This window comes from Streptomyces drozdowiczii, assembly GCF_026167665.1.
In the GTDB taxonomy this organism is placed as follows: Bacteria; Actinomycetota; Actinomycetes; order Streptomycetales; family Streptomycetaceae; genus Streptomyces; species Streptomyces drozdowiczii_A.
On the sequence record NZ_CP098740.1, the window covers coordinates 4550302 to 4575162 of the forward strand.

Here is a 24861-nt window from a genome sequence, read left to right on the forward strand (position 1 = left end):
ATCACTGCTCCTTGTGGGACAGGGCGCGGACGGTACGGGAAGGGCTGGGTCGGCCCAGGTGTCCGGCGAGCCACACGCTGGTGGCGGTGAGCTCGTCGAGGTCGACCCCGGTTTCGATGCCGAGGCCGTCGAGCATCCACACGAGATCCTCGGTGGCGAGGTTTCCGGTCGCGCTCTTCGCGTACGGGCAGCCGCCGAGGCCGCCGGCCGACGCGTCCACCGTGGACACGCCGTGCTGGAGCGCCGCCAGGGTGTTGGACAGGGCCTGCCCGTACGTGTCGTGGAAGTGCACCCCGATCACGTCGGTGGCCACCCCGGCCTCGTTCAGCCCGGTCAGCAGCGCGGTCACGTGGCCGGGGGTGGCGACGCCGATGGTGTCGCCGAGGGACAGCTCGTCGCAGCCGAGGTCCATCAGCGCCTTCGCGACCCGGACGACCTGCGGGACGGGCACCGCGCCCTCCCAGGGGTCCCCGAAGCACATCGACAAGTAGCCGCGCACATGCACCGACTCGGCCTTGGCGCGGGCCACCACCGGCGCGAACATCGCCAGCGACTCGTCCACCGTGCGGTTGAGGTTGCGCGCGGCGAACGTCTCCGTGGCGGAGCCGAACACCGCGATCCCGCGCGCCCCGAGCGCCAGCGCCCGGTCGAGCCCGCGTTCGTTCGGCACGAGGACCGGCAGCGCCACGTCACCGACGTCCGCGATGTCTCCGAGCATCGGGAACAGCTGCTCGGCGTCGGCGAGTTGGGGCACCCACTTGGGGTGCACGAAGCTGGTGGCCTCGATGGTGGTCAGCCCGGCGACCGCGAGCCGGCGGATGAACTCCGCCTTCACCTCGGTCGGGACGACCTCCTGCTCGTTCTGGAGGCCGTCGCGGGCGCCGACCTCGTGGATGCGGACCCGGGCGGGCAGCCCGTCGGCGGGCACCGTCATCGGCAGCGCGCGGGCGTCGGTGCTCATGCGTCCTCCCCGGCACCGGCGGCGGGCACGACCACGGCGAGCACCTGGTCCATGGCCACCGTGGACCCGGCGGTCACGTCGAGTTCGGTCACGGTGCCGGCGTGCGGCGCGGAGATGACGTGCTCCATCTTCATCGCCTCCACCACCAGCAGGCTCTGCCCGGCGGCGACCTCGTCCCCGACGGCGACCTTCACCACGGTCACCGTCCCGGGCATGGGCGCGGCGAGCGTGTCCGCGCCGGAGCGGGCGGCGCCGGTCAGCGACGCCTCGACCGGGTCGTGGTCCCGGACGTGCCAGCTGTCGCCGTCCCGGCCGAGCCAGTGCCCCTCCGGGGAGACCGCGTACGCGAACACATGCGTGACCCCGGCGAGTTCGAACGCGATCCGGCCGTCACCGGCCGCGAGGGTCCTGGCCTTCTCCGCCGTACCGGGCAGCGGTCCGAGCGGTCCGCAGGACCCCGATTCCGGGGCGGGCGGGCTCGCGCCCTCGCCGACATGGCCGAAGGTCAGCTCGGTGTCCCCGCCGCCGCACGGCCGCAGGCCCACCTGGACCGGGTCGTGGCCCGGGATGTGGAAGTCGAGCACCGTCCGGGCCGGAGCGCCGCCGAGCCGCCAGCCGTTGCCCGACGAGAACGGGTCGGCCCAGGCGCCGTGCGCGGGGCGGGCGGCGGCCGACGCGGTGTGCTGCCGCAGCAGGGCGGCGGCCGCGTACACCTCCTCCGGCACGCCGTCCGGGACCAGCGCGGCCACCTCGCGCTCCACCAGGCCGGTGTCCAGCTCGCCCGCCACCACGGCGGGGTGGGCCAGCAGCCGGCGCAGGAAGCCCGCGTTGACCGGGACGCCGAGGACCACCGTGTCCGCGAGGGCCACCCGCAGCCGGCGCAGGGCGGTGGCCCGGTCGGGGCCGTACGCGATGACCTTGGACAGCATCGGGTCGTACAGGCTGCCGACCTCGCCGCCCTCGGCGAGCCCCGAGTCGGTGCGGACCCCGCCGCCCTGCGGCTCGTGCAGCGCCAGCACGGTGCCGCCGGAGGGCAGGAAGCCGCGGGCCGGGTCCTCGGCGCAGACCCGGGCCTCCACGGCGTGCCCGGTGAGCGCGATGGCGTCCTGCCCGTACGGCAGCGGCTCACCGGAGGCGACGCGCAGCTGCCACTCCACCAGGTCGAGCCCGGTGATCAGCTCGGTCACCGGGTGCTCGACCTGGAGCCGGGTGTTCATCTCCATGAAGTAGTACGAGGACGGGTCGCTGCCCGGGACGATGAACTCCACCGTGCCCGCGCCGACGTACCCGCAGGAGCGGGCCGCCTGGACGGCCGCCTCGCCCATCGAGGCCCGGGTCGCCTCGTCCAGCAGGACGGACGGCGCCTCCTCGATGATCTTCTGGTGGCGGCGCTGGAGCGAGCACTCCCGCTCGCCCAGGTGCACCACGTTGCCGTGCGCGTCGGCCAGGACCTGGATCTCGATGTGGCGCGGCCGGTCGATCCACCGCTCCACCAGCAGTGTGTCGTCGCCGAAGGAGGCGCGGGCCTCGCGCCGGGCCGCCGCGATCTCGTCCGCGAGCAGCGCCGCGTCCCGGACGAGCCGCATGCCCTTGCCGCCGCCGCCCGCCGAGGGCTTCAGCAGCACGGGCATGCCGATCCCGGCCGCCGCATCCGCCAGCTCGGCGTCGCTCAGGCCGCTCCCGGAGGAGCCGGGCACCACGGGGACGCCCGCCGCCGAGACCGTCTCCTTGGCCCGGATCTTGTCGCCCATGAGCGAGATCGCGGTGGCGGGCGGCCCGATGAAGACCAGCCCCGCCTCCGCGCACGCGCGGGCGAACGCCGCGTTCTCCGCGAGGAAGCCGTAGCCGGGGTGGACGGCCTGCGCGCCGGTGCGGCGGGCGGCCTCCAGGAGGCGGTCGGCGTCGAGGTAGCTCTCGGAGGCGGGCGCGGGGCCGATCCGTACCGCCGTGTCGGCCTCCCGTACGTGCCGCGCGTCGGCGTCCGCGTCGCTGAAGACGGCGACCGAGCGCACGCCCAGCTCGCGCAGGGTCCGGATGACCCGGACCGCGATCTCGCCGCGGTTGGCGACGAGGACCGTGTCGAACATCGTCATCTCTTCCTCACATCCGGAAGACGCCGAAGCCGGCGTCGCCCAAGGGCGCGTTGGCGCACGCGGTCAGGGCGAGCCCCAGCACCTGCCGGGTCTCCAGCGGGTCGATCACCCCGTCGTCCCAGAGCCGGGCGGTGGCGTAGTACGCGCTGCCCTGGGTCTCGTACTGCTCGCGGATCGGGGCCTTGAAGGCCTCCTCGTCCTCGGCGCTCCAGTCGTCGCCCAGCTGGTCGCGCTTGACCGTGGCGAGGACGGAGGCGGCCTGCTCGCCGCCCATGACGGAGATCTTCGCGTTGGGCCACATCCACAGGAAGCGGGGGCTGTAGGCCCGGCCGCACATCGAGTAGTTGCCCGCGCCGTAGGAGCCGCCGACGACCACGGTCAGCTTCGGCACCCGGGTGCAGGCCACGGCGGTGACCATCTTCGCGCCGTGCTTGGCGATGCCGCCGGCCTCGTAGTCCCGGCCGACCATGAAGCCCGAGATGTTCTGGAGGAAGACCAGCGGGATGCCGCGCTGGTCGCACAGCTCGATGAAGTGCGCGCCCTTCTGGGCGGACTCGGAGAACAGGATGCCGTTGTTGGCGACGATCCCGACCGGGTGGCCGTGGATGTGCGCGAAGCCGGTGATCAGCGTCTGGCCGTACTCCGCCTTGAACTCGGCGAACCGCGAGCCGTCGGCCACCCGGGCGATCACCTCGCGCACGTCGTACGGCGTGCGCGAGTCGACCGGGACCGCGCCGTAGAGCCCGGCCGGGTCCACCTTCGGCTCCTCGACCGGCCGCACCGACCAGGGCAGCGCGCCCCGGTCCGGCAGCGTGGCCACGATGTTCCGGACGATCCGCAGCGCGTGCGCGTCGTCCTCCGCGAGGTGGTCGGTGACGCCCGACGTACGGGAGTGCACCTCGCCGCCGCCCAGCTCCTCGGCCGTGACCACCTCGCCGGTGGCGGCCTTCACCAGCGGCGGGCCGCCCAGGAAGATCGTGCCCTGGTTCCGGACGATGACGGCCTCGTCGCTCATCGCCGGGACGTACGCCCCGCCCGCCGTGCAGGAGCCCAGGACGGCCGCGATCTGCGGGATGCCGGCGCCCGACATGCGGGCCTGGTTGTAGAAGATCCGGCCGAAGTGCTCGCGGTCCGGGAAGACCTCGTCCTGCATCGGCAGGAAGGCACCGCCCGAGTCCACCAGATAGAGGCAGGGGAGACGATTCTCCAGCGCCACCTCCTGGGCCCGCAGGTGCTTCTTCACGGTCATCGGGTAGTACGTGCCGCCCTTGACGGTCGCGTCGTTGGCGACGACCACGCACTCCCGGCCGCTGACCCGGCCGATCCCGGCGATCACCCCGGCGGCCGGCGCCGCGCCCCCGTAGAGCCCCTCGGCCGCCAGCGGGGCCAGCTCCAGGAAGGGCGAGCCCGGGTCGAGCAGGGTGTCCACCCGCTCCCTGGGCAGCAGCTTGCCGCGCGCCACATGCCGGGCGCGGGCCCTCTCACCTCCGCCGAGCCTGGCCGTGGCGAGCCGCTTGCGCAGCTCGTCGGCGAGCGCGTGGTGCGCCGCCTCGTTGGCCTGCCAGGCCGCCGAGGCGGGATCCGCCGCGCTCGTCAGCACCGGTGCCTGCTGCATCGTGTCGAGCCCCCTTGCCCGTACCGCGCCGTTCCGATCGCCAACGCCACCGTGTTAATGAGCGTTAACGTGGTCACAGGTTAACGAGCGCTAACCCGCCTGTCTAGAATGGCTGCTCATGAGCACCCATGCCGCCGCCCGCGTCGCGGCCCCGACCCGCCGCGAGCAGATCCTCCGGGAGGCCGCCCGGCTCTTCGCCGAGCGCGGCTTCCACGGCGTCGGCGTCGACGAGATAGGGGCCGCCGTCGGCATCAGCGGCCCCGGCCTCTACCGCCACTTCCCCGGCAAGGACGCGATGCTCGCCGAGCTCCTCGTCGGCATCAGCGAACGCCTGCTGGCCGGCGGCGAGCTCCGGGTCTCCGAGGACGCCGCCTCCGGCGACGGATCGCCCGAGGCCCTGCTGGACGCGCTCATCGAGGGCCACATCGACTTCGCCCTCGACGACCGCCCCCTGATCACCCTGCACGACCGGGAGCTGGACCGCCTGCGGGACACCGACCGCAAGCGGGTGCGCCGGCTCCAGCGGCAGTACGTCGAGGTCTGGGTCGCCGTCGTCCGCGACCTCTACCCGGACCTGCCCGAACACGAGGCCCGCGCCGCCGTCCACGCCGTCTTCGGGCTGCTGAACTCCACCCCGCACCTGGGGCGGCCCGGAGCGCTGCCCGGCCGCACCGAGACGGCGGCGCTGCTGCACCGGCTGGCCCGGGGCGCGTTCGCGGCGGCGGGGGAGCGGCAGGCGGACTGACCGGCCTCCGGACGGCCGGGACGCCGGGCACGCGCCACGGCACAATGGCCCCATGCCGATACCCAGCCGCGCCGCCCTCGTCGAACACCTCGTCCGTACGCGCATCGCGGGGGACGTCGCCACCCCGCGCGACAACAACCTGGCCCACTACCGCAGCCTGGCCAACGGGGACCGGCACTACTGGCTGGGCCTGGAGCTGGGCGACCGGTGGCGCGACGAGCAGGACGTGCTCGCGGTGATGGCCGAGCGGTGCGGGGTCAGCGACGATCCGGAGCACCGCTTCGGGCAGGACACCATCGACCCCGAGCTGACCGTCGACGCCCTGGAGCGGGCCGCCGCCCGGCTCCGCAAGGCCGTCGAGGGCGCCGAGCGGGTCCTCTTCGCCACCGGCCACCCCGGCGGCCTGCTCGACGTCCACCGCCAGACGGCGCAGGCGCTGCGGGCGGCCGGCTGCGAGATCGTACGCATCCCGGGCGGGCTGATGGCCGACGAGGGCATGGTCTTCCAGTTCGCGGACGTCGCCGTCCAGGAGCGCGGCGCGACACTCTGGCACACCCACTCCCCGGCCCCGATGGCCGCCATCCTCGACGGCCTGGAACGCGAGGGCCGCCCGCTGCCCGACCTGGTCGTCGCCGACCACGGCTGGGCCGGATGCGCCGCGCAGCGCGGCCTGGACGCCATCGGGTACGCGGACTGCAACGACCCCGCGCTGTTCCTCGGCGAGTCCGAGGGCACCCTCCAGGTGGCGGTCCCGCTGGACGACCACGTCCTGGACCCGCGCTTCTACGACCCGATGACGGACTACCTGCTGGACGCGGCGGGGCTGCTCTGACGGTCGGGGTTCAGGCGGTCGGGGTTCAGGGCCCCTCCTCCTCCGCCGCGCGGGCCCGGCGGCGCGCCTCGCGGCCCGACGTGGGGTCCAGGTACACCCGTTTGATGGACGCGTACCGCTGCCGCAGCCGGCGCTCGGCCTCCTCGCACGCCGTCTCGACCTCCTCGGCGGTGACGGTGTCCCGGAAGTCGACCTTCGCGGCGACCAGGATCTCGTCCGGGCCCTGGATGAGCGTGGTCAGCTCCAGTACGGAGATGAGGTGGTCGACGCCGAGCAGCTCCTCCCGGATGCCGTCCCGCATCGGCCGGGACACCGGGCGCCCGATCAGCAGCTGGACGTTGGACTTGCCGAGCACCCACGCCACGTACACCAGCAGCGCCCCGATGAGCAGCGAGGCGATGCCGTCCCACACCCCGGACCCGGTCAGCTGGCCGCCGAGCAGCCCGCCCGCCGCGAGCAGCAGGCCGAGCAGGGCCGCCGAGTCCTCCATCACGACGGCCTTGACCGCCGTGTCCGGGGTGCGCCGGAAGTAGTGCCGGGCGGGCGCGCCCAGCTCATCGGCCTCCTCGCGGACCTGCTTGAGCCCGGTCCGCAGCGAGAAGCCCTCCAGCAGGAACGCCACCACCAGCACCAGGTACGAGAGCAGCGGACTGCCCAGGTCCTCGCCCGCGAGCAGGGTGTGCACCCCGTCGTAGATCGAGAAGACCGCGCCGCCGACGAAGGTCGCGACGGACGCCAGCAGCGCCCAGATGTACCGCTCGGGGCCGTATCCCAGCGGGTGGTCGTCGTCGGCCGGCTTCTCGCTGCGCTTGAGCGCGGTGAGCAGCAGCACCTCCGTGACGGTGTCGGCGACCGAGTGGGCCGCCTCGGAGAGCATCGCGCTCGACCCGCTGATCAGCCCGGCGACCGCCTTCGCCACGGCGATGCCCAGATTGGCCAGCGCCGCGACGACGACGGTGAACGTGGACCCCCCGCCACTGCTTTTCGCGTCAGTCATGCCGGTGAGTATGTCCGCGTCCGGCCCACTCATGTCCGACGCGCGGCCGGTCACCGGGGTCCGTCACCGGGACCCGTCACCGGGGGACCCGGACCACGCCCTCCTGGATGACGGTGATCGCGAGGCGGCCGTCCTGCGTGTGGATGCGGGCCTGGCCCAGGCCGCGCCCGCCGGACGCGGACGGCGACTCCTGGTCGTACAGCAGCCACTCGTCGGCGCGGAACGGCCGGTGGAACCACATGGCGTGGTCCAGGCTGGCCCCGACGACGTCCCCGACCGCCCAGCCGCCGCGCCCGTGGGCGAGCAGCACGGAGTCGAGCAGCGTCATGTCGGAGACGTACGTGGCCATGCAGACGTGCAGCAGCGGGTCGTCGGCCAGCTTGCCGTTGGTACGGAACCAGACCTGCGACCTGGGCTCGCGGGGTTCGCCGACCGTGCCGAACGGCGGCGCGTCCACGTACCGCAGATCGACGGCGGCCCGCGCCTCGACCAGCCGGTCCACCATGCCCGGGTCACTGAACCGGTCGGCGTAGCGGGGCAGCATCTCGGCGGCGGTGGGCAGCGTCTCCGGGTCGGGCGCGGGCGGCATGGCCGCCTGGTGCTCAAGCCCGTCCTCGTACGTCTGGAAGGACGCGGAGAGGTGGAAGATCGGCTGCCCGTGCTGGACGGCGACGACCCTGCGGGTGGTGAAGGAGCGGCCGTCGCGGATGCGGTCGACGGTGTAGACGATCGGCGCGCCGGGGTCGCCCATGCGCAGGAAGTACGCGTGCAGCGAGTGGGCGGACCGGTCGGCGGGGACGGTGCGGCCCGCGGCGACGAGCGCCTGGGCCGCGACCTGTCCGCCGAAGACCCGGGGCACGACCGCCGAGCGGCTGGTGCCCCGGAAGATGTCCTGCTCGATCCGCTCCAGGTCGAGCAGATCGAGCAGGGAATCGAGTGCGGTGCTCATGGCTGTGCGGACGCGGTCCCTACAGGCCCATGGACTTGGCGATGATCGACTTCATGACCTCGCTGGTGCCGCCGTAGATGCGGTTGACGCGGTTGTCCGCGTACAGGCGGGCGATCGGGTACTCGTTCATGAAGCCGTAGCCGCCGTGCAGCTGGAGGCAGCGGTCGATGACGCGGTGGGCGACCTCGGTGCAGAACAGCTTCGCGGAGGCGGCCTCGGCGGCGGTCAGCTCACCGGCGTCCAGCGCCTCGAGGGCGCGGTCGGCGACGGCCTGGGCCGCGTCCACCTCGGCCTGGCAGGCGGCCAGCTCGAACTTGGTGTTCTGGAACGAGGCGACGGTCTTGCCGAAGACGGTGCGCTCCTGGACGTACTCCTTGGCGAACCGCACGGCGGCGGCGGCCTGGGCGTACGCGCCGAAGGCGATACCCCAGCGCTCGGAGGCCAGGTTGGTGCCGAGGTAGCCGAAACCCTTGTTCTCCTCGCCGAGCAGGTCCTCGGCGGGCACCTTGACGTCCACGAACGCCAGCTCGGCGGTGTCGGAGACCTTGAGGCCCAGCTTGTCGAGCTTGCGGCCGATGGAGTAGCCCTCGGACTTGGTGTCCACGGCGAACAGCGAGATGCCGAAGCGGCGGTCGTCCTCGCGCGGGGCGGAGGTGCGGGCGCAGACGATGACGCGGTCGGCGTGGACGCCGCCGGTGATGAACGTCTTGGCGCCGTTGAGGACGTAGTGCGTGCCGTCCTCGGAGAGCTTGGCGGTGGTCTTCATGCCCGCGACGTCCGACCCGGTGCCCGGCTCGGTCATCGCGAGGGCCCACATCTCCTCGCCGGTGACGAACTTCGGCAGCCAGCGCTTCTTCTGCTCGTCGGTGGCGAGCATCTTGATGTACGGCAGGCCGAGCAGCGTGTGCACGCCGGACCCGCCGAAGGAGACGCCGGCCCGGGCGGTCTCCTCGTAGATGATCGCCTCGTACTTGTGCGAGTCGATGCCCGCCCCGTCGTACTCCTCGTCCACGTTGATCCCGAAGACGCCCAGCTCACCGAGTTGCCGGTAGAACTCGCGGGGCGCCTGCCCGGCGGCGAACCACTCGTCGTACACGGGCACGACCTCGGCCGCGATGAAGGCCCGGATGGTCTCCCGGAACGCCTCGTGGTCCTCGTTGAATACCGTACGGCGCACGGGGTGCCTCCCTGGTCGGCTGCGACTGCTACGTCTTCTGGAGCATGGCTAAGCGCTTGCTCAGCCATGGTTAAAAGTTACCCGGCGGTCATGGGGCTGTCCAGGGTGATGCTGAGCACGCGGGGGCGGTCGGTCGGTAGGGTGATGCGCGACCTGCGCCCGGCCGGACACGAGCGAGACGAACTGGTGGAGCTGTGCACATCGAGCGGCATGTAATCGACGAGGCACGCGTCTCGGCTGCTCGGGACGGATTCGAGGGGCGGATCGGCGGGCTGGTGCGGAGTCTGTCCTCGGAGCGGATGACCGCCAACGACTGGTCTCTGCTGGCGGGGAGTTCCTGGACCACCTCGGTGCGCTGTCCGTCAGCCACCCCGCGCTCGACACCCCGCAGGCGGAATTCGTCCTCCGGGCCGCCGAGCAGGCGGCGAGCGGCGCTGTCGCCTTCGCCGCGTATTTCCCGGGCCATCCCTTCACGGTCTTCCTCGACTACGTGAACTTCGGGGTGTCCTACGACGCGGGTGCGGACGGAAGCCCCGTCTCCCTCGGGATGTCCGACTGGCTCGACGCGTTCTGCCTGGCGGTGCTCACGGGTACGGTCGAGGGCCACCGGGAGGCGTTCTACCACGCGCGGAACCCTCAGGAGGAGGCCCGCTTCCCCGTGGACGCGCTCGCGGACGGCCTCATGGCGTACGTACTGGGGGACCTGGGCGACGACGACGCGGACTACCCGCCCACGGAGGCGCAGGTGCTCGGGGCGATCGACGGCGGGCTCGCCCGGATCCGCGCGTTCGGCGCCGAGCTGGGGCGCGACGTCGGGGGGCGCCCCGATTACCTCGCCCTCCTGGCGCTGCGCGCGCTTGCGGCCGGGGACCGGGAGGCGTTCGACGCGGCGCTGAGCCAACTGCTGCTCACGTACAGGTCGTTCGGCGAGGTCAGTACGCACCCCAGCTCCCTCCTGCCGCTCCCCCCTCTGGCGCTCGCCGCACTGGCGTACCGCCGCCGGGGCTGGACCCCTGCCGAGGAGAGCGACTACCTTCCCCGCGCCGTGGTCACGGGCCGCAAGACGAGCGATCCCGCAAGCCGGGCGGACATGGTCGCCGCGCTGCGTTCGGGAGCGGAACTCTTCGAGCGTCCCGGGGAATAGCGCGTTCGCCCGTCTGCGGTGTCAGGTGGGGAATTCGCCGAGCCAGCTGCGCTGAAGGAGGTGCTTGGGGAGGTAGTCGGATTCGACGTCGAGGGGGAAGTCGGCGTCGTAGGCGAGGCAGGCGATGGCGAGGGGGCCGAGGGCGATGCTGCCGTCGATGTCGGTGGCCCGGTCCTCGGTCAGTGTCCAGTACGCCTTGTGGAGTTTCAGCGCGTCGGCGAGAGCGGGGGCGAAGCCGTCTCGGTCTTGGCGGACGTAGTGGTAGAAGAGGTTGATGGGCGGGTAGAGGACGCCGTCCATCAGGTCTCGGGGTGCGATCTGGGTTACGGCCGGGTCGGAGGCCTCGATGGTGGCGATGAGCTTGTCGGCGAGGCCGGGGCCGCGAAGCCACCAGGTCTGGAGGGTGTCGATCCAGTGGTGGAGGTATTCATCGGCCAGAGCCTGGGGTGAGCGCAGCTGTTCCAGCGGGATCTGGCTGAGCTGGGTCAGGCGTGGCTGGTCGCGGCAGATGAGTGCCAGCCAGAAACTGGTCAGCCAGGCACCCTCGCCGGCCACCAGCCTGCAACCGGGGGCCGGGATGGTCCGCAGCTTGTGATTGATCCGACACTCCACGGTTCCCTCGCCGGCACCGGCGACGGCGAACAGTGCCGAGCCCATCTGCAGGGCGTTGACCGCCGACTCCCATGTCTCGATTGCAGCAGCCTCGGGATCGATCAGGCACCGGGCACGCAGTCCCATCACGGAGGTGTTGAAGGTTGCATCGATGAGCTTGGAGCTTCTGGCCAGCTCGTCGATGTCCTCGAACAGGTATTCCTCCAAGTCGGCCACGAATTGTTTCTGGTCACACCTCGCGGACATGTCATGACGGGCGATGGTGATCGTGGTCACGGAAGGGTCCCCTTGCTGATGTCGAATCGTCTGTCGGCGCCGCCCTCGGGGAGCTATAGGCTCGGGCGTTGCGCGCCGGGTGAGGGCGTCAGGTGCAACACTGCTTCGGCGTTTGCGATCAATCGCCCGACCTCGATGGGGAGATGCTCGAATTCCTCCATGGCGACGTCGTACGGCTCTACGCGATAGCGGTTCCCGTCGAGGCCGGTCGCCTCGATGAACCACCGGTGCCCGGCGGGAGACGTGGAGTCCTCCGCATCGACCCAGGTCGCCTCATGCCGCAGGACCGTGAAGTCTCCCAGGTAAGCGGTCAGGTCCGTGTGAAGGGTGATCCAGTCCGACTGCTCGAACTCTGCGAGCGGAAGGCGGTCCACATAGTTCTGGAGGCCCGGCAGGGGAATCAGAGGGTCTTCCATGTGCCGCTGTTCGCTCAGGCCCAGCATTGCGGCGATGCCCACGGCGTGGCGGTGCATGCCGACGGCCCACTCGGAGGCGTAAGAGCCGGATTCCGGAGTGTCGGTCCAGGGGTCGGTTCCTGCCGAAGGCTCTCTCACAGGTCGGCAGCCAGTTCCCGGAGGGCGCCTAGGCCGTTTCGTTTGGATCACCTGGCGGACCAGAGGAAGATGCCTGCGACGTGCAGTCCAGCCAAGTAGACGGTCGCTGTCTTCTCGTAGCGGGTGGCGATGCCCCGCCATTGCTTCAAGCGGTTGATGCAGCGTTCGACGGTGTTGCGCTGCTTGTACGCCTCGCGGTCGAAGGCGGGTGGCCTGCCGCCCCGGCTGCCGCGTCGCAGGCGGTGGCCGCGCTGGTCGGAAGGAATGGGGATTACCGCCCGGATTCCGCGCTTGCGCAGGTGCTCGCGAATCGCGCGGGAGGAGTACGCCTTGTCGGCCAGGACCATGTCTGGCCTGGTGCGGGGCCGACCTCGCCGCTGGGGAACGCGAAGGCGGGCCATGACGTGCGTGAAGGCGGGCGCGTCGCCTGCTTGTCCAGCGGTGAGATGGAAAGCCAGAGGCCGGCAGTGGGCATCGGACGCAAGGTGGATTTTCGTGGTCAGTCCGCCGCGGGACCGGCCGATGGCATGGTCTTCCGGTTCTCCGGCCGGAGCCCTTTTTTGCGCGCCCCTGCCGCGTGCTGATGTGCGCGCACGATGGTGGAGTCCACTGAGACGGCCCAGTTGAGGTCCTCCTTGGCGTCGGCCTGTGCGATGAGCGTAGTGAAGACCCGCTCCCAGGTGCCGTCGACGGCCCACATTCGCAGCCGGTTGTAGACCCCTCGCCAGTTGCCGTACTTCTCGGGGAGGTGAATCCATTGCGATCCGGTCTGGAATTTCCACGCGATCGCGTCGATCACTTCATGGTGTTCCCGCCATCGACCACCCCGCCTCGGCGTCCGATCCGGGAGCAACGGCTCGATCCGCGCCCACTGCGCGTCAGTCAACGGCATACCCAGACCAACGATCAGGCGATCGGAAGGGAGCGGCTATGCACCAGCCACGTCAGCAGCCGGGCCAGCCGAATTCCACCAGTCGACCACGCGGGCGGCCATTGTGTCCGGCCGCAGGCCCAGAGGGTCAAGGCCGAAGTGATCTTCAAGCTCGTGCCGCAGGAACTCACCCACCTCGGTCCGGCCGGCACCGGAAAGGAGCCGCTGGAACAAGGGAGCGATCATGCAGTCGTACTCGTCCTGCACATCATCAGCGACGCCGATGGGATCCCACTCATTAAGCAGACGCCGCAGGTCATCCTCGGTGAAGGTGGTCCAGGGTTTCATCGCCCCAGACTGCCACCCACGAACGACCGGTTCAGCACCCGACCCTTGATCCAAACGAAACGGCCTAGGCGCATGCGGCCGGGGGCGTGGCCCCCGCGGGGAGGCCATCGGTGAATTGCTGCAGGCCTTCGGCCGGAGCGAGGGTCTGGTCGTGTGCGGTGTGCAGGCGGTCGAGCCAGTGGAGTCCAGCGTGGTACGTCTCGTCGTCGCCGACGTCCTGCGGCTTGAAGCCTGCAGCGTTCTCCGCGTCGGAAGCCCAGAGGTACCCCAGCACCCCGTGCCCACCTAGCACGGGCACGTACTGGACTACGCCTTCCGCCGTGCACTTGTAGCCGATGCGGCCCAACCTCGGGGCGTGAGTGAACTCGTCGTACTGACGGGGGATCTCGAAAGTGGCCCACACTTCGAACAGGGTCCCGTCCTCCTCGTAGACGTTATCGGCGCCGGTCGTAGTCGGCCTGGCGAGATGGCTCTGATCGTCACGGCGGCGTCCACGGGGCCGGCTGGGCAGTCGCCCATGTGGACTCTGACCGTTCCGGTGAAATCCCCCGGATCGTCCAATGTTCTCAACTCACCCCGGAACAAACGACTCCTTGGCCTTCCTCGCTCAGCCACGAACAGGCGCACCACCACGTCGGCAGCAGCGAGCCCATGTGCTGTGAGGACAGGTCGTGCGGTCAGCGCGTCGCGCAGACGCAGCGCCAAGTCGTCCCCCTGTCGCCGCTACGTTCCCAGGTCCAGCGGGCGACAGGGGTGCTGGCGAGCATGGGTATTCCTCCCGGGCGCGGTGAAACGGTCCGCACGGAGCGTCAGACGGGAAACTCTCCGACCCAGCTGCGCTGGAGGAGATGCTGAGGCAGATATTCGGATTCGACGTCGACGGGGAAGTCGCCGTCGTAGGCGAGGCACGCCATGGCGAGTGGACCGATGGCCCACAGGCCCTCGATGCTCTCCTCGCGGTCCTCGTCCTCTGTCCAGTACCTCTTGTGAAGTTCAAGCGCTTCCGCGAGGGCGGCGTTGAAACCGGCGTGGTCATGTTTGATGAACCGGTAGAAGAGATTGATCGGTGGGTACGAGATGTTCTGCAGCCAGTCTCGCGGGGCGATTTCGGTCATGTCCGGGTGGGAGGTGCGGAAGGCTGCGGTGAGGGCCTCGACCATTGCGGGTTGCTGACGTGACCAATACGCCTGCAACGTTGCCACCCAGTGGTAGAGGTATTCGTCGTGCTGCGCACCAGAGGCACGCAGCACAGCCATGGGCACCTCGCACAGTTCGGTCAGCCGTTCCTGGTCGCGGCAGATGACGGCGAAGTAGAAGGCGTCGATCCACGAGGGCGCGTTGGTGTGGACCCTGGGGCCGGTGACAGGGAGCGTGCGCGTCTCGTGATGGATGCGGCACTCGAAGGTGTCACCCGTGGCAGTGGCGGCGCGGAAGATCGCCGATCCCACTTGCGTGGCGTTCACCACGGCTTCCCAGGTTTCGATGCCTGAGCATGTGGGGTCGACCGTCGAACGGGCGCCGACGCACGTCCGCACGGAGTTCCACAGGGCGTCGAGCATGTGCGGCGCCCGCTCGATCGAGGAGATCTGCTTGATGGTTTCCTCGGTCACGGCTCGTGCAAAGCCTTCGTCGTCGGGCCCGGGCCCGCCATGGCGAGGGATGGTCACGGTCACGAAGGTTCCCTGACGTCGCCTTTTGAGTGGAGTATCGAGATGAACGGTACATCCGTCGGATGCGCTCTGGGTCGGTTGGCGTTGTCAGGTGGGGAATTCGCCGATCCAGGTGCGCTGGAGGAGGTGTGTGGGGAGGTAGTCGGATTCGATGTCGAGGGGGAAGTCGGCGTCGTAGGCGAGGCAGGCGATGGCGAGGGGACCCAAGGCGATGCTGCCGTCGATGTCCGTGGTCCGGTCCTCGGTCAGTGTCCAGTACGCCTTATGGAGCTTCAGCGCGTCTGCCAGGGCGGGGGCGAAGCCGTCTCGGTCTTGGCGGACGTAGTGGTAGAAGAGGTTGATGGGTGGGTAGAGGATGCCGTCCATGAGGTCGCGGGGGGCGATCTGGGCGACGGACGGGTCGGATGCCTCGATGGTGGCGATGAGTTTGTCGGCGAGACCGGGGCCGCGGAGCCACCAGGTCTGGAGGGTGTCGACCCAGTGGTAGATGTATTCGTCGTACTGCCCCTGAGGTGACCGCAGCCGCTCCAGCGGGATCTCGCTAAGCAGCGTCATGCGTTCCTGGTCACGGCAGATGACGGCGAGCCAGAAAGCAGAGAGCCAATTGCCCGCGTTGGCCAGGACCATGGAGCCGGCGGCGGGGATGGTGCGCAGCTTCCGGTTGATCCGGCACTCAACCGTTCCTTCGTTCACCACGCTCGCGGCGAACAGCGCCGAGCTGACCTGCATGGCGTTGACCGTGGCCTCCCACGTCTCCACCTTGGAGGCCCGCGGATCGATGGCACAGCGGGCCCGGAAGCCCAGAATGGAGGAACCGAACGTGAAATCGAGCAGGGCTGCTGACTCCTCCAGGTCGTTGATTTCCTCGACCAGGCGCTCGCTCAGCCGGTTGGCCAGTGACTCCGCTTCGGCTCCTCCCTGGAGGTCGTGGCGGGTAATGGCTGTCGTCATGAAAGAGTCCCCCTGCGGATGCCGAACTGGCGAACTGGCGAGTCGTGTGACTGGTGGTGCTCAGGTATCGATCTCACCGGACCAGCCGAACTGCAGCAGTTCCTTCAGCAGATACTCGGATTCGACTTCGATCGCACAGCCGATCTCGATTTTCTCGCCCTGAGGATCGCCGGCACAGCGTGAAAAGGCCACGGTCAAGCAGCGGGGCAAGGGCCCGAGCCCGGGAGTTGTGCGTGCGGCGCAGCCTCGCTCGGTCACAGGTCGGCGGCCAGTTCCCGGAGGGCGTCGAGGCCGGTGCGGCGCGGAGGCGCGGCTGTGTCGACGCGCCCCGCACCGTCCACGTCCGGGAGCCCTGCCATCCGCCGCAGGGCCTCGGAAGGCGTCAGGCCCTCGTCGTGGGCGGTGCGTAGGCGGTCCAGCCAGCGGAGTCCGGCGTGGTATGTCTCGTCGTCGCCGACATCCCGCGGCTCGAAGCTCGCCGCGCCCCCCGCGTCGGAGGCCCAGAGGTATCCCAGTAGCCCGTGCTCACCGAGCACGGGCACGTACTGGACTTCGCCCTCTGCGGAGCGCTGGTACCCCATGCGGCCGAACCCGGGTGCGTGGGTGAACTTGTCGTACCGACGGGGGATCTCGAAGGTGGCCCACACGTCGGACGGGGTCCCGTCCTCCTCGTAGACATTCTCGATGCCGGTCGTGGTCGGTCTGGAGAAGGGGCTCCGGTCGTCCGGATCGGTCTCGGAGCCGAGGGCATCGGCGAGTGCGGGCAGGGCGGCGGCCAGGCGGGCGCAGTTCGCCGGGTAGCCGGCGCCCTGCTTGCGTCCCTTGAGGTCGTACGGCATCCAGGCGTCGTGGAGCGTCAGCAGTTCCACGGATACGAAGCCGGCGTACGCCGAGGCGCTGAGCTCGAACAGGCCGTGCTGAAGCGTGTCTCCTTCGGCCGACGCCAGCAGCCCGTCGCACCGCACGGCGGCGTCCACGGGGCCGGCTGGGCGGTCGCCCACATGGGCCCTGACAGTTTCGGTGAAATCCCCCAGATCGTCCGACGTTCTCAACTCGCCCCGGAACAAACGACTCCGTGGGTCTCCTCGCTCAGCCACGGACAGGCGCACCACCGTGTCGGCGGCAGCGAGCCCATGTGTCGCAAGGACGGAGCGTGCGGTCAGCGCGTCGCGCAAACACAGCGCCAAGTCGTCCCCGCTGTCGTCGCTACGCCCCCAGGTCCAGCGGGCGACAGGGGTGCTGGCAATCAAAGCATCTCCTCTGGCATGAACTCTCCGCCGCGTGGAACGAAGATTATTCCGTCCGGTGTGCGAATGACGAACTGGATGTTGTAACCCTCGTAACCCCGTTGGAGTCGGTCGATCTGGGTCACCATCTCATCCCTTGGCACCTTTGTGTCGACCACGAAGGTCTGTACGTCGGCGTGAGAATCGCTGAGCTGCGGTCTTTCTTTGAATATCTTGTCGACGACCTTGCGTGGCGATGGAGTCGAGTCGGCGTTCGTCATGTCCTTGAATTGCCACCCGTGCACGTTGCCGTTCGCGTCGCGTGCCATCAGATCGAGGTCGGTTCCCTCGGCAGTGAAGACCCCCGGGCGGATCTCGTGCCCACCCCGTTTGATCTCGAACGCAATGTCGGTCAGGCCTGAATCGTAAAGTCGATTGGCAAGACGGATCTGCTCTCGACAGCCGGGGATCATTCTGTACTGGGAGATATTGGATACCACATCCGAAAAATTCGCGGCATCTCTGAAACGGCCGGACGCGATGGTGTCGGCGAGTTCCTTGCCGGCGGGATGTGTGGCCAAGTTCTGGAGAATCTTCTCCACGTCCCCCGGCTTGACCCTCGTTCCACGCAGCTGACTGCGGATCTGTAGTTCCGTCTCGCCGCCTCGCGGGAAGGGCCCGGAGTCGTCGGGCGGCCTGTTCCAGCCTGCGGGATCAGAGGGCCCGTAGTCGCCGTCGGCGCCATGGCCGCTGCCTCCGTCGGACCCTCCGCCGCGGCCGCCGGAATGCCCCTCATCAAGACCGCCGGGGCCACCGTGGTGGCCGCCGTCCAGCGTCTCGTGGCTCGTGTGCGCGTCCGGTCCGTGGCCGCTCGTATGTCCGTCCGATGCATGCCCCCCGGCGCGGGAGCCGACCAGCGCCTCTTCCGGCGAGGCCGAAGCCCGGGCCCCCGCCCCCTCCTGGCGGGCCGCCGAGTGGTGTTGGAGGAGGGTGCCGTCCTCCGAGAGGACGTTGCCCGGGCGGTCCAGGTAGACCGTGTTGCCGGCCTCGTCCGTGCCCTTGAGTACGTTCTCGGGGAGGGCCGTCGTGCCCTCGGGGAGTTTGAGGGTGCCCTCGGGGATGCGGAGGGAGCCCTCCGGGGCGTGTACGCCCTCCGGGAGGCGGACCACGCCGTCGCCCAGGTCTATCGCGCCCGGGGGATCTCCGCGCCGTCCGGGAGTTTCACCGCGCGGCTCGGGACCTCGAACGCGGCCTCCGGGACCGCCGCGCCCTCCGGCAGGTGCAGGGTGCCGTCCTGGAGCTTGAACGCGCCCTCCGGGAGGGTGATCGCGCCCTCGGGGAGGGCGGGTATCTCGAACTGCCCCAGGCCCTTGAGCGCCGCCAGGCCGTCGCCGATCTTCGTCAGGCCCATGCCCGCGCCCTTGAAGACGTACGTCATCGGGTCCACGACCCGGCCCACCTTGCCCACCGTGGACAGGGCCTTCGCCGCGACGGCCGCCTTTCCGGCGCCGGAGGCCGCGCCGCCCGCGCCGCCGGTGAACACCGTCGTGACGACGTTGAAGGCCACCGCGCCCGTGGCCCGGGACGGGTTCTCGCTCCACTGGTCCCAGGCCAGCAGCGCCTTGCCGGTCTCCTTCATCGCCGTGCGGGATTCACGCAGGTAGGAGGGGAGCTTGTCGTCCGGCAGGCCCCAGTACAGGCCGGCCAGCGGTGTGCTGGAGATCGCCACACCGGTGGCGAGCTTGCCCAGGCCCGACCACGCCTGCTTCGCGGAGTCCCAGCCGTCGGTGCCGACCAGGGTGCCCAGGCCCTTGATCGTGCCCCAGACGCCGTCGACGACGAAGCCCTTGACGAAGTCCCAGGCGTGTTCGTGCAGTTGCCACCAGGGCTTGGACTCCTGGACCGGGTCGCCCCAGGGCAGGCCCTCGGCGTGCTTGAGGGTCTCGGCGTCGTAGCCGTACGTGCCCTTCTTGCCGGAGCCGTCGTCCGTCTTCAGCGCGGGGCCGCCGACCAGGGCGACGATCTTGTCGTGGCAGGCCCGCTCCACCGCCTGGAACGCCGCCCAGGTCTCGGCGATCTCGTCGTGGCGGCGGTTGTTCTCCTCGACCAGGTCCCCGTCCTCGCGCCACTTGTCGTCGTCCCTGATCCGGGCGACGAAGGACTCGGCCTCGCGCTTGAGCTCCTGCAGCTTCTCGACCAGCGGGGCGGCGTCGGTCGCGTACGTGGAGAGCGCGGCCGTGATCGTCTCCAGCTCCGACTTCAGCGAGGTCCCGCGGTCCGCGACCGGTTTCGTCGTGGCGAACAGCTGGTCGGCCTCCGGCGCCTTGTAGAACGCCTGGAGGCCGCCGAAGCTGCTGTGGACGTCACCGGCGGCGGTGGCGGTCGACGCCCCGCTCTTCGTCAGCGTGGTCACGCTGGTGTCCAGCAGGGCGAGGTTGCCGGTGAAGACCGGTATGCCGGACGGGGTGACCGCCTCGTTCTTGCTCACTTGCCCGCCCGGATGTCCTTGAGCACGTCCAGGCGGACGGACTTGGCCGCGTCCTGGGCCCGCTTGGCCGTGTCGAGGTCGCCCTCCACGTACTCGCTCGTCGCCGTCGCGGCGCCCACCACGGCGGCCTGGATGCGCTCCGCCATCGACTTCAGCTGCGGCTTCCGCTCCGTGACGTACGTGCCCAGCGCCGCGGCGACCGGCCCCAGGGTGGGGTGGGACAGAGGCTCCGCCCCCACCGCCACCGGACCGGCCACCGGCAGCGACGCCGCCGAGCCCGGCACCGCCGTACCCGCGTGCGTCGCCGCCTCCGACATGGCGGTGACCATGGCGTTCAACGCCTTCTCCAGGTCACCGGCGTGCGTGCTGACCTTCTTCAACTGCCCCTGCACGCCCTGCGGTTTGATGTCCCAAGCCGTCACCGGCCGCCCCCCCGGAGTCCTGAACGTCAGCCGATGTTGTCGACGGCCGCCTTCGCGCGGGCCAGGGTCTGGTGGGCCGTGCCGTCGTTCTCCACCAGCGTGGAGCGGAGGAGGTGGATGATGTTCTTGACCTCCTTGGAGGTCGCCTGCCAGCGGAGTTCCTTGCCGTGGTAATCGTCGGCCACGCCGTCCGCCGTGAAGTCGGCCATCGCGGCCTTGACCTGGCCGTCCCGCGCCGTGATGACCAGTTCGAGCTGGGCGATCACCGTCTGGAGATTGCCCTGCACCTCGGTGGATGCGCCGGTGTCGTACGACCGCCGGTCCGTGTTGCCGCCGTGTCCCGCCATGACTCTTGTCTCCCCGTCAGGAATGTGTACGGATGCGTCGAAAGTGCCGGTCGGGCCGGCTCAGCGGCCGCCGAAGCGGGCCGCGTCGAAGTTGGCCGAAGCCATCTGCGTACGCGCGTTCTCGCCCTGTTCCTGCTCGCCCGAACCGAACGCCGCGTCCATGCCCTGCTGGCCGCCCAGGATGCCGGAGAGCGAGGCGTTCAGCGCCGCGGTGATCTCGTCGGAGCGGTTCTTGAAGTCGTCGAAGGCGATCTTGCCCGCGCCGTTGAACTTGCCTTCCAGCGGTTCCGCCGCGGCGATCAACTGCCGGATCAGCGTGCCCAGATCGGTGCTGGAGCCCTGCGAGTGCTTGAGCAGCGTCGACAGGACCGTGGACCCCATGTCGAACTTCATCGGCTTCCCCCCATGCGTCGGAACCTCGAACGGATGTATCCGTCCCAGCCTCATGTCTATCAATCCGCGCGTCGCTACTGCAATCTGCAATCGGCCATATCGTCGCGGTGACCGGGCGAGTCGACCGGCGCGCCCGCCGGCCGCGCTTTGCGAAGCGGTACGTCAGTGCGGTACGTACACCGTCTGCGTCAGCCGGTTCGGGCGCCCCCGCTGGATGAACACCCCACGTCCGGCCGCCTGTTGGGAGGCGTAGACGCCGGGGAAGAGCTGGCCCTCGCTGCGGTCGCCCGACATCACCAGCGCCGAGGCCCCCGACTCCCGCAGGCTCTGCACCACCGGCTCGTACATCCCGCGCGCCGCCCCCGCCACGCGCCGCGACAGCACGAAGTGCAGGCCGATGTCCACGGCGGAGGGGATGTACGGGAGGAACGCGGCCAGCGGCGACTGGCCCGCCGTCGTCAGCACGTCGTAGTCGTCCACCAGGACCACGATGCGCGGGCCCTGGCCCCAGCTGCCCGGCTCCAGGTCCTCCAGGCGGGCGTTCTCGTCCGGCAGCCGCTTCTCCAGCTCGGAGGCGATGGCGGCCGAAAGGCCCATGCAGAGCTTGGAGTTGTACGCGTAACCGCCGTTCAGCTCCTCCGGGACCACCCCGCGCAGCGAGCGCCGGGGGTCCATCACCGCGAAGACGAGGTCGTCCTCGCCGTAACGGTCGGCGAGCCCCTGCGCGACCGCCCGCAGCAGGTTCGTCTTGCCGCACTCGCTGTCCCCGAGCACCAGCAGGTGCTGGTCGTGGCCGAACAGGTCGAGCAGCACGGGCGCCAGGGCCGACTGGTCGAGCCCCAGCGGCACCCGCTCCGGCTCCGCAGCCCGGCCGGGCAGCAGATGCGGTTCGAGCAGGTGCGGCAGCACCCGTACCGGCTGGGCGACCTCGCCGTGCCAGGTGGCCCGGACCGTGCGCGTGGCGCGTTCGAGGACCGCGCCCAGCTCCGCCGTCTCCGCGACCCCGTCGGTGCGGGGCAGGGCGACCTGGGCGAAGAGCTTGCCGTCGGTGAGGACGCGGCCCGGCTCGTCGGGGGAGAGGGTCTCGGCCAGTTTGCGGTCGATGCTCGACTCGCCCGGGTCGTTGAGCCGCAGCTCCACCCGGGTGCCGAAGTTGGACTGGATCGCGATGCGCACGTCGTTCCACCGGAGCATCCCGGCGACGACGTGGATGCCGTAGCCGCCGCCCCGCTTGAGGATGTCCGCGACCGCGTCGTCCAGCTCGTCGAAGTCGTCGCGCAGCGCGCCGAACCCGTCGATGACGAGGACGATCTCGGCGGACGCCAGCTCCGGCAGGCGGCCCGCCGCGTGCAGGGTGCGCAGCTGCTCGACGGAGTCGATGCCGTGCTCCCGGAACAGCTCCTCGCGCAGGGTGAGCATCGCGCGCACCTCCTCGACCGTGCGCGCGGCCCGCTCCCGGTCGGCGCGGCCGGCGACACCGCCGACGTGCGGCAGCTCGGCGAGGGCCTGGAGGCCGCCGCCGACGAGGTCGAGGCCGTAGACGCCGACCTCCTGCGGGGTGTGCGTGAGCGCGAGGGAGAGGACCAGGGTGCGCAGCAGCGTCGTCTTGCCGGACTGCGGGCCGCCGATGACGGCCGCGTGCCCGCCGGCCACGGTGAGGTCGAGGAGCCACTGCCCCTGCCACTGCTTGGCCGGGTCGTCCAGCAGCCCGAGCGGTACGAGCAGCGGGCCGCGCTGCCGGGTGCCCGGCCGGCCCGCGTCCGGGCGCACCCCGGTCAGCCGCATCCCGCGCGGCCCGGCGTCCAGCGGTCCGGCGACGGCGTCCAGGGTGATCGCCGGGGGCAGCGGGGGCAGCCAGATGCTGCGTACCCCGGGCGCCGCACCGGTCAGCTGGCCGACCATCACCGCGAGTTCGGTCGGCCCGGTCTCGCGGCGGCGGGCGGACGGCTCGCGGTCCTGCGGGGAGCTGTCCGGCCCGGCGAGGGTGTTGTACGCCTCGTAGGGGAGGGCGAGCGGCCCGGTCTCCTCCTCGTCGGCGCTCCGCACGGGGCCCCGGTACGCGCCGGAGACGTAACCCGCCTTGAAGCGCGTGTAGTGGCTGGTGTCCACCTTGAGGAAGCCGAAGCCGGGCAGCGGCGGCAGGTGAAAGGCGTCCGTGGTGTCCAGGACCATCCGCGACTCGTCGGCGGAGAAGGTGCGCAGGCCGAGCCGGTACGAGAGGTAGGTCTCCAGGCCCTTGAGCTTGCCGCTCTCGATGCGCTGGCTGGACAGCAGCAGGTGCACGCCGATGGAGCGGCCGATCCGGCCGATGGACAGGAACAGGTCGATGAAGTCCGGCTTGGCGGTGAGGAGTTCGCCGAACTCGTCGATCACCACGAACAGGTGCGGCAGCGGGTCCAGGTCCGGCCGCTTCTGCGCGCGCAGCGCCGTGTAGTCCCCGATGTCCGCGACGTTGCCCGCGTCCTTCAGGGCCTGCTGGCGGCGCTTGACCTCACCGGCGAGCGAGGAGTGCACGCGCTCGACCAGGCCCGCCTGGTTCTCCAGGTTGGTGATGACCCCCGCCACGTGCGGCAGGTCCGCGAACGGGGCGAAGGTGGCGCCGCCCTTGTAGTCGACCAGGACGAGCGCCAGGTCCTCCGGCGGATGGGTGGCCGCCAGGCCGAGGACGAGGGTGCGCAGCAGCTCCGACTTGCCGGAGCCCGTCGCGCCCACGCACAGCCCGTGCGGGCCCATGCCCAGCTCGGAGGACTCCTTGAGGTCCAGGAGCACCGGCTCGTGCGCGTCGCTGATCCCGATCGGCACCCGCAGGAAGGCCCGTTCACCGCGCGGCGCCCACAGCCGGTCCAGGTCCAGCGCCGCCACGTCCTGGACGCCGAGCATCGCGGCGAACTCGACGGGCCCGGCCAGCGGCGCGTCGGCCAGGGACTCGGCGGACAGCCGCAGCGGCGCGATCATCCGGGCCAGGCCCTCCGCGAAGGGCATCCCGACCTCGTCCACCGTGCCGTGCGACGCGACGGTCTCCGCCGCCCGCAGGTCCTCCACCACCACGTCCGTGCCGTCCACGGTGAGGCGGACGTTGACGTGGTCCGGCTCCTGGACCCGCCGGTCGAGCAGGTGCACCACGGTCACGCCCATCTCGCGCAGCCCGACCGCGTCGTCCGGGCGCGGCAGGTCCACGGCGTCCTCGCCGTGCCCGTCGACCACCACGAGCAGCCGGGAGTTCATCGCGAGCGCGTCCCGCCCGGCCAGGCCCCGGCGCACCTCGGCCGCGTACGAGGCGCGGCGGCGCAGCTCGGGCCCGAGGAGGCGGGCCAGCCGGGCGGCGGAGGGGGCGATGCGGCGGGCGGCGACCGGGCCGTCGGACTGCTCGGGGTCGAGCAGATGCGGCAGCCACTTCGCCCACTCCCAATCGGCCATGCGCTCACCGGAGGCGGCGACCGCGATCGCCACGTCGTCCGGCGCGTGCAGGGCCGCCGCCTGGACGAGCAGGGCGCGCACCACCCGCAGGCCGTCCTCGCGGGGACCGATCACGCTGACGTTCCCGGCCCGGTCCAGCGGGACGGTCAGGGGGAGTTCGGTGCCGTTGCGGAACCGCTTCACCACGGCCGACGCCTCGTTGAGCATGAAGAGGTCGGGCGGGGTGAGGACGGACGAGCCCTGCTCGCCGATCCGGAGGTCCCGCAGCGGCATCTCGCCCGTGCCGGCCCGTATCCGCAGGAAGTCGTCGTCGGCCCTGCGCCGCTCCCAGAGGCGGGCCGGGTCGCGCACGATGTCGTAGAGGGCGTACGGGGACGGGTTCAGCACGTCCGCCTGCTCGCGCCGGACCCGCTCCTCGGCCGACAACTCCTCGCGCAGGTCCTCCACATAGGCGAGATACGCCTCGCGCTGGGTGCGGCGGGTCCGCTGCGCCTTGCCGCGCTGGGAGAGCAGCAGCACCGCCGAGCCGATGACCGTGACGACCAGGATGATCGCGCCGAGCCCGGCGAACTGGCTGTTGCGGACCACCGTCATCATCACTACGGACGACATGACCCCGGCGACCGGGAGCAGCGACATCGCGATGTTCCCGGACTTGCCCTCGGGCAGGTTGGGCGGCGCCTCGATGGTGCGCGGCTCGGACGGCGCCGGCGGGCGCGTGGTGCGGGCGGGGCGGTGGATCAGGCGAGTGCTCATCGGCTCCGTCCGGGGAG

General features: G+C 70.7%; 24 protein-coding genes. 3 read left to right on the forward strand and 21 right to left on the reverse strand.

Annotated features, from left to right (window positions below; translation table 11 throughout):
- Position 1: 1 nt before the first annotated feature.
- Genes NEH16_RS20735 through NEH16_RS20745 form a run of 3 tightly spaced genes read right to left on the reverse strand, consistent with a single transcriptional unit; the run spans position 2 to position 4669 of the window.
- Complete coding sequence (locus NEH16_RS20735; protein ID WP_265544269.1) at positions 2-961, reverse strand: hydroxymethylglutaryl-CoA lyase; 960 nt, start codon at positions 959-961, stop codon at positions 2-4.
- Positions 958-3054 carry an acetyl/propionyl/methylcrotonyl-CoA carboxylase subunit alpha gene (locus NEH16_RS20740; RefSeq protein WP_265544270.1) on the reverse strand — a complete coding sequence of 699 codons (2097 nt, stop codon included), beginning with the start codon at positions 3052-3054 and terminating at the stop codon, positions 958-960. Before NEH16_RS20740 ends, NEH16_RS20735 begins: the two co-directional genes overlap by 4 nt.
- Before the next feature lie 7 nt (positions 3055-3061).
- Positions 3062-4669 (reverse strand): carboxyl transferase domain-containing protein, encoded by a 1608-nt coding sequence (locus NEH16_RS20745; protein WP_073965091.1) that lies wholly within the window; start codon positions 4667-4669, stop codon positions 3062-3064.
- Between the two features lie 118 nt (positions 4670-4787).
- Between NEH16_RS20745 and NEH16_RS20750 the strand changes: the two genes are divergently transcribed.
- Both NEH16_RS20750 and NEH16_RS20755 read left to right on the forward strand, forming a co-directional pair.
- Positions 4788-5414: an SACE_7040 family transcriptional regulator gene (locus tag NEH16_RS20750; RefSeq protein WP_073965092.1), complete on the forward strand. Its 627-nt coding sequence runs from the start codon at positions 4788-4790 to the stop codon at positions 5412-5414.
- Between the two features lie 52 nt (positions 5415-5466).
- Positions 5467-6246 carry a phosphatase gene (locus NEH16_RS20755; RefSeq protein WP_073965093.1) on the forward strand — a complete coding sequence of 260 codons (780 nt, stop codon included), beginning with the start codon at positions 5467-5469 and terminating at the stop codon, positions 6244-6246.
- Between the two features lie 25 nt (positions 6247-6271).
- Here NEH16_RS20755 and NEH16_RS20760 read toward each other — a convergent pair whose 3' ends face one another.
- The 3 genes from NEH16_RS20760 to NEH16_RS20770 all read right to left on the reverse strand — a co-directional run bounded on the left by NEH16_RS20760 (position 6272) and on the right by NEH16_RS20770 (position 9369).
- Positions 6272-7243 (reverse strand): cation diffusion facilitator family transporter, encoded by a 972-nt coding sequence (locus NEH16_RS20760; protein WP_199879050.1) that lies wholly within the window; start codon positions 7241-7243, stop codon positions 6272-6274.
- A 76-nt stretch (positions 7244-7319) separates the two neighbouring features.
- Positions 7320-8192, reverse strand: a complete 873-nt coding sequence (locus tag NEH16_RS20765; protein WP_265544271.1) for an acyl-CoA thioesterase — start codon at positions 8190-8192, stop codon at positions 7320-7322.
- Between the two features lie 19 nt (positions 8193-8211).
- On the reverse strand, positions 8212-9369 hold the full coding sequence (locus NEH16_RS20770) for an acyl-CoA dehydrogenase family protein (RefSeq protein WP_073965096.1): 1158 nt from the start codon (positions 9367-9369) through the stop codon (positions 8212-8214).
- A gap of 355 nt (positions 9370-9724) precedes the next feature.
- On the opposite strand from NEH16_RS20770, the gene NEH16_RS20775 reads away from it, so the two are divergent.
- Complete coding sequence (locus NEH16_RS20775; RefSeq protein ID WP_265547289.1) at positions 9725-10513, forward strand: Imm49 family immunity protein; 789 nt, start codon at positions 9725-9727, stop codon at positions 10511-10513.
- Between the two features lie 21 nt (positions 10514-10534).
- Here the strand turns inward: NEH16_RS20775 and NEH16_RS20780 are convergent, their stop codons facing one another.
- The 15 genes from NEH16_RS20780 to eccCa form a co-directional block, all read right to left on the reverse strand.
- Positions 10535-11332: an immunity 49 family protein gene (locus NEH16_RS20780; protein ID WP_374215645.1), complete on the reverse strand. Its 798-nt coding sequence runs from the start codon at positions 11330-11332 to the stop codon at positions 10535-10537.
- A gap of 122 nt (positions 11333-11454) precedes the next feature.
- Positions 11455-11859, reverse strand: coding sequence for a hypothetical protein (locus NEH16_RS20785; protein ID WP_265544273.1), 405 nt, complete (start codon positions 11857-11859; stop codon positions 11455-11457).
- A 143-nt stretch (positions 11860-12002) separates the two neighbouring features.
- Positions 12003-12847 (reverse strand): IS5 family transposase gene (locus tag NEH16_RS20790; protein ID WP_374215614.1). Its coding sequence is split into 2 segments (ribosomal slippage): positions 12003-12508 and positions 12508-12847, totalling 846 coding nucleotides; the frame shifts between segments, so codons are not numbered across the junction.
- Positions 12848-12883: 36 nt separating this feature from the next.
- Positions 12884-13174: a hypothetical protein gene (locus NEH16_RS20795; protein WP_265544275.1), complete on the reverse strand. Its 291-nt coding sequence runs from the start codon at positions 13172-13174 to the stop codon at positions 12884-12886.
- Between the two features lie 64 nt (positions 13175-13238).
- The gene (locus NEH16_RS20800) at positions 13239-13577 is read right to left on the reverse strand and encodes a hypothetical protein (RefSeq protein WP_265544276.1); all 339 of its coding nucleotides are present in this window, start codon (positions 13575-13577) and stop codon (positions 13239-13241) included.
- 406 nt (positions 13578-13983) lie between these two features.
- The gene (locus NEH16_RS20805; RefSeq protein WP_265544277.1) at positions 13984-14847 is read right to left on the reverse strand and encodes an immunity 49 family protein; all 864 of its coding nucleotides are present in this window, start codon (positions 14845-14847) and stop codon (positions 13984-13986) included.
- A gap of 84 nt (positions 14848-14931) precedes the next feature.
- On the reverse strand, positions 14932-15795 hold the full coding sequence (locus NEH16_RS20810) for an immunity 49 family protein (protein ID WP_265544278.1): 864 nt from the start codon (positions 15793-15795) through the stop codon (positions 14932-14934).
- A gap of 60 nt (positions 15796-15855) precedes the next feature.
- Positions 15856-15987, reverse strand: coding sequence for a hypothetical protein (locus NEH16_RS20815; protein WP_265544279.1), 132 nt, complete (start codon positions 15985-15987; stop codon positions 15856-15858).
- 62 nt (positions 15988-16049) lie between these two features.
- On the reverse strand, positions 16050-16796 hold the full coding sequence (locus NEH16_RS20820) for a hypothetical protein (protein ID WP_265544280.1): 747 nt from the start codon (positions 16794-16796) through the stop codon (positions 16050-16052).
- 245 nt (positions 16797-17041) lie between these two features.
- On the reverse strand, positions 17042-18190 hold the full coding sequence (locus tag NEH16_RS20825; protein ID WP_265544282.1) for a hypothetical protein: 1149 nt from the start codon (positions 18188-18190) through the stop codon (positions 17042-17044).
- Between the two features lie 14 nt (positions 18191-18204).
- Positions 18205-19509 carry a hypothetical protein gene (locus tag NEH16_RS20830; protein WP_265544284.1) on the reverse strand — a complete coding sequence of 435 codons (1305 nt, stop codon included), beginning with the start codon at positions 19507-19509 and terminating at the stop codon, positions 18205-18207.
- Positions 19506-19931, reverse strand: coding sequence for a DUF6507 family protein (locus tag NEH16_RS20835; RefSeq protein ID WP_265544286.1), 426 nt, complete (start codon positions 19929-19931; stop codon positions 19506-19508). The genes NEH16_RS20830 and NEH16_RS20835 overlap by 4 nt, the downstream gene beginning before the upstream one ends.
- Positions 19932-19957: 26 nt before the next feature.
- On the reverse strand, positions 19958-20278 hold the full coding sequence (locus tag NEH16_RS20840; RefSeq protein WP_073965102.1) for a pore-forming ESAT-6 family protein: 321 nt from the start codon (positions 20276-20278) through the stop codon (positions 19958-19960).
- Between the two features lie 60 nt (positions 20279-20338).
- A complete protein-coding gene (locus NEH16_RS20845; protein WP_073965103.1) occupies positions 20339-20671 on the reverse strand; it encodes a hypothetical protein in 333 nt (110 codons plus the stop codon).
- Between the two features lie 162 nt (positions 20672-20833).
- Positions 20834-24844, reverse strand: a complete 4011-nt coding sequence (eccCa, locus tag NEH16_RS20850; RefSeq protein WP_265544289.1) for a type VII secretion protein EccCa — start codon at positions 24842-24844, stop codon at positions 20834-20836.
- Positions 24845-24861 lie beyond the last annotated feature (17 nt).

Coding starts and splice junctions, on each gene's coding strand:
- NEH16_RS20740 (WP_265544270.1), bottom strand. CDS start 3,054: ATGACGATGTTCGACACGGTCCTCGTCGCCAACCGCGGCGAGATCGCG.
- eccCa (WP_265544289.1), bottom strand. CDS start 24,844: ATGAGCACTCGCCTGATCCACCGCCCCGCCCGCACCACGCGCCCGCCG.
- NEH16_RS20840 (WP_073965102.1), bottom strand. CDS start 20,278: ATGGCGGGACACGGCGGCAACACGGACCGGCGGTCGTACGACACCGGC.
- NEH16_RS20810 (WP_265544278.1), bottom strand. CDS start 15,795: ATGACGACAGCCATTACCCGCCACGACCTCCAGGGAGGAGCCGAAGCG.
- NEH16_RS20795 (WP_265544275.1), bottom strand. CDS start 13,174: ATGAAACCCTGGACCACCTTCACCGAGGATGACCTGCGGCGTCTGCTT.
- NEH16_RS20735 (WP_265544269.1), bottom strand. CDS start 961: ATGAGCACCGACGCCCGCGCGCTGCCGATGACGGTGCCCGCCGACGGG.
- NEH16_RS20845 (WP_073965103.1), bottom strand. CDS start 20,671: ATGAAGTTCGACATGGGGTCCACGGTCCTGTCGACGCTGCTCAAGCAC.
- NEH16_RS20760 (WP_199879050.1), bottom strand. CDS start 7,243: ATGACTGACGCGAAAAGCAGTGGCGGGGGGTCCACGTTCACCGTCGTC.
- NEH16_RS20765 (WP_265544271.1), bottom strand. CDS start 8,192: ATGAGCACCGCACTCGATTCCCTGCTCGATCTGCTCGACCTGGAGCGG.
- NEH16_RS20745 (WP_073965091.1), bottom strand. CDS start 4,669: ATGCAGCAGGCACCGGTGCTGACGAGCGCGGCGGATCCCGCCTCGGCG.
- NEH16_RS20755 (WP_073965093.1), top strand. CDS start 5,467: ATGCCGATACCCAGCCGCGCCGCCCTCGTCGAACACCTCGTCCGTACG.
- NEH16_RS20750 (WP_073965092.1), top strand. CDS start 4,788: ATGAGCACCCATGCCGCCGCCCGCGTCGCGGCCCCGACCCGCCGCGAG.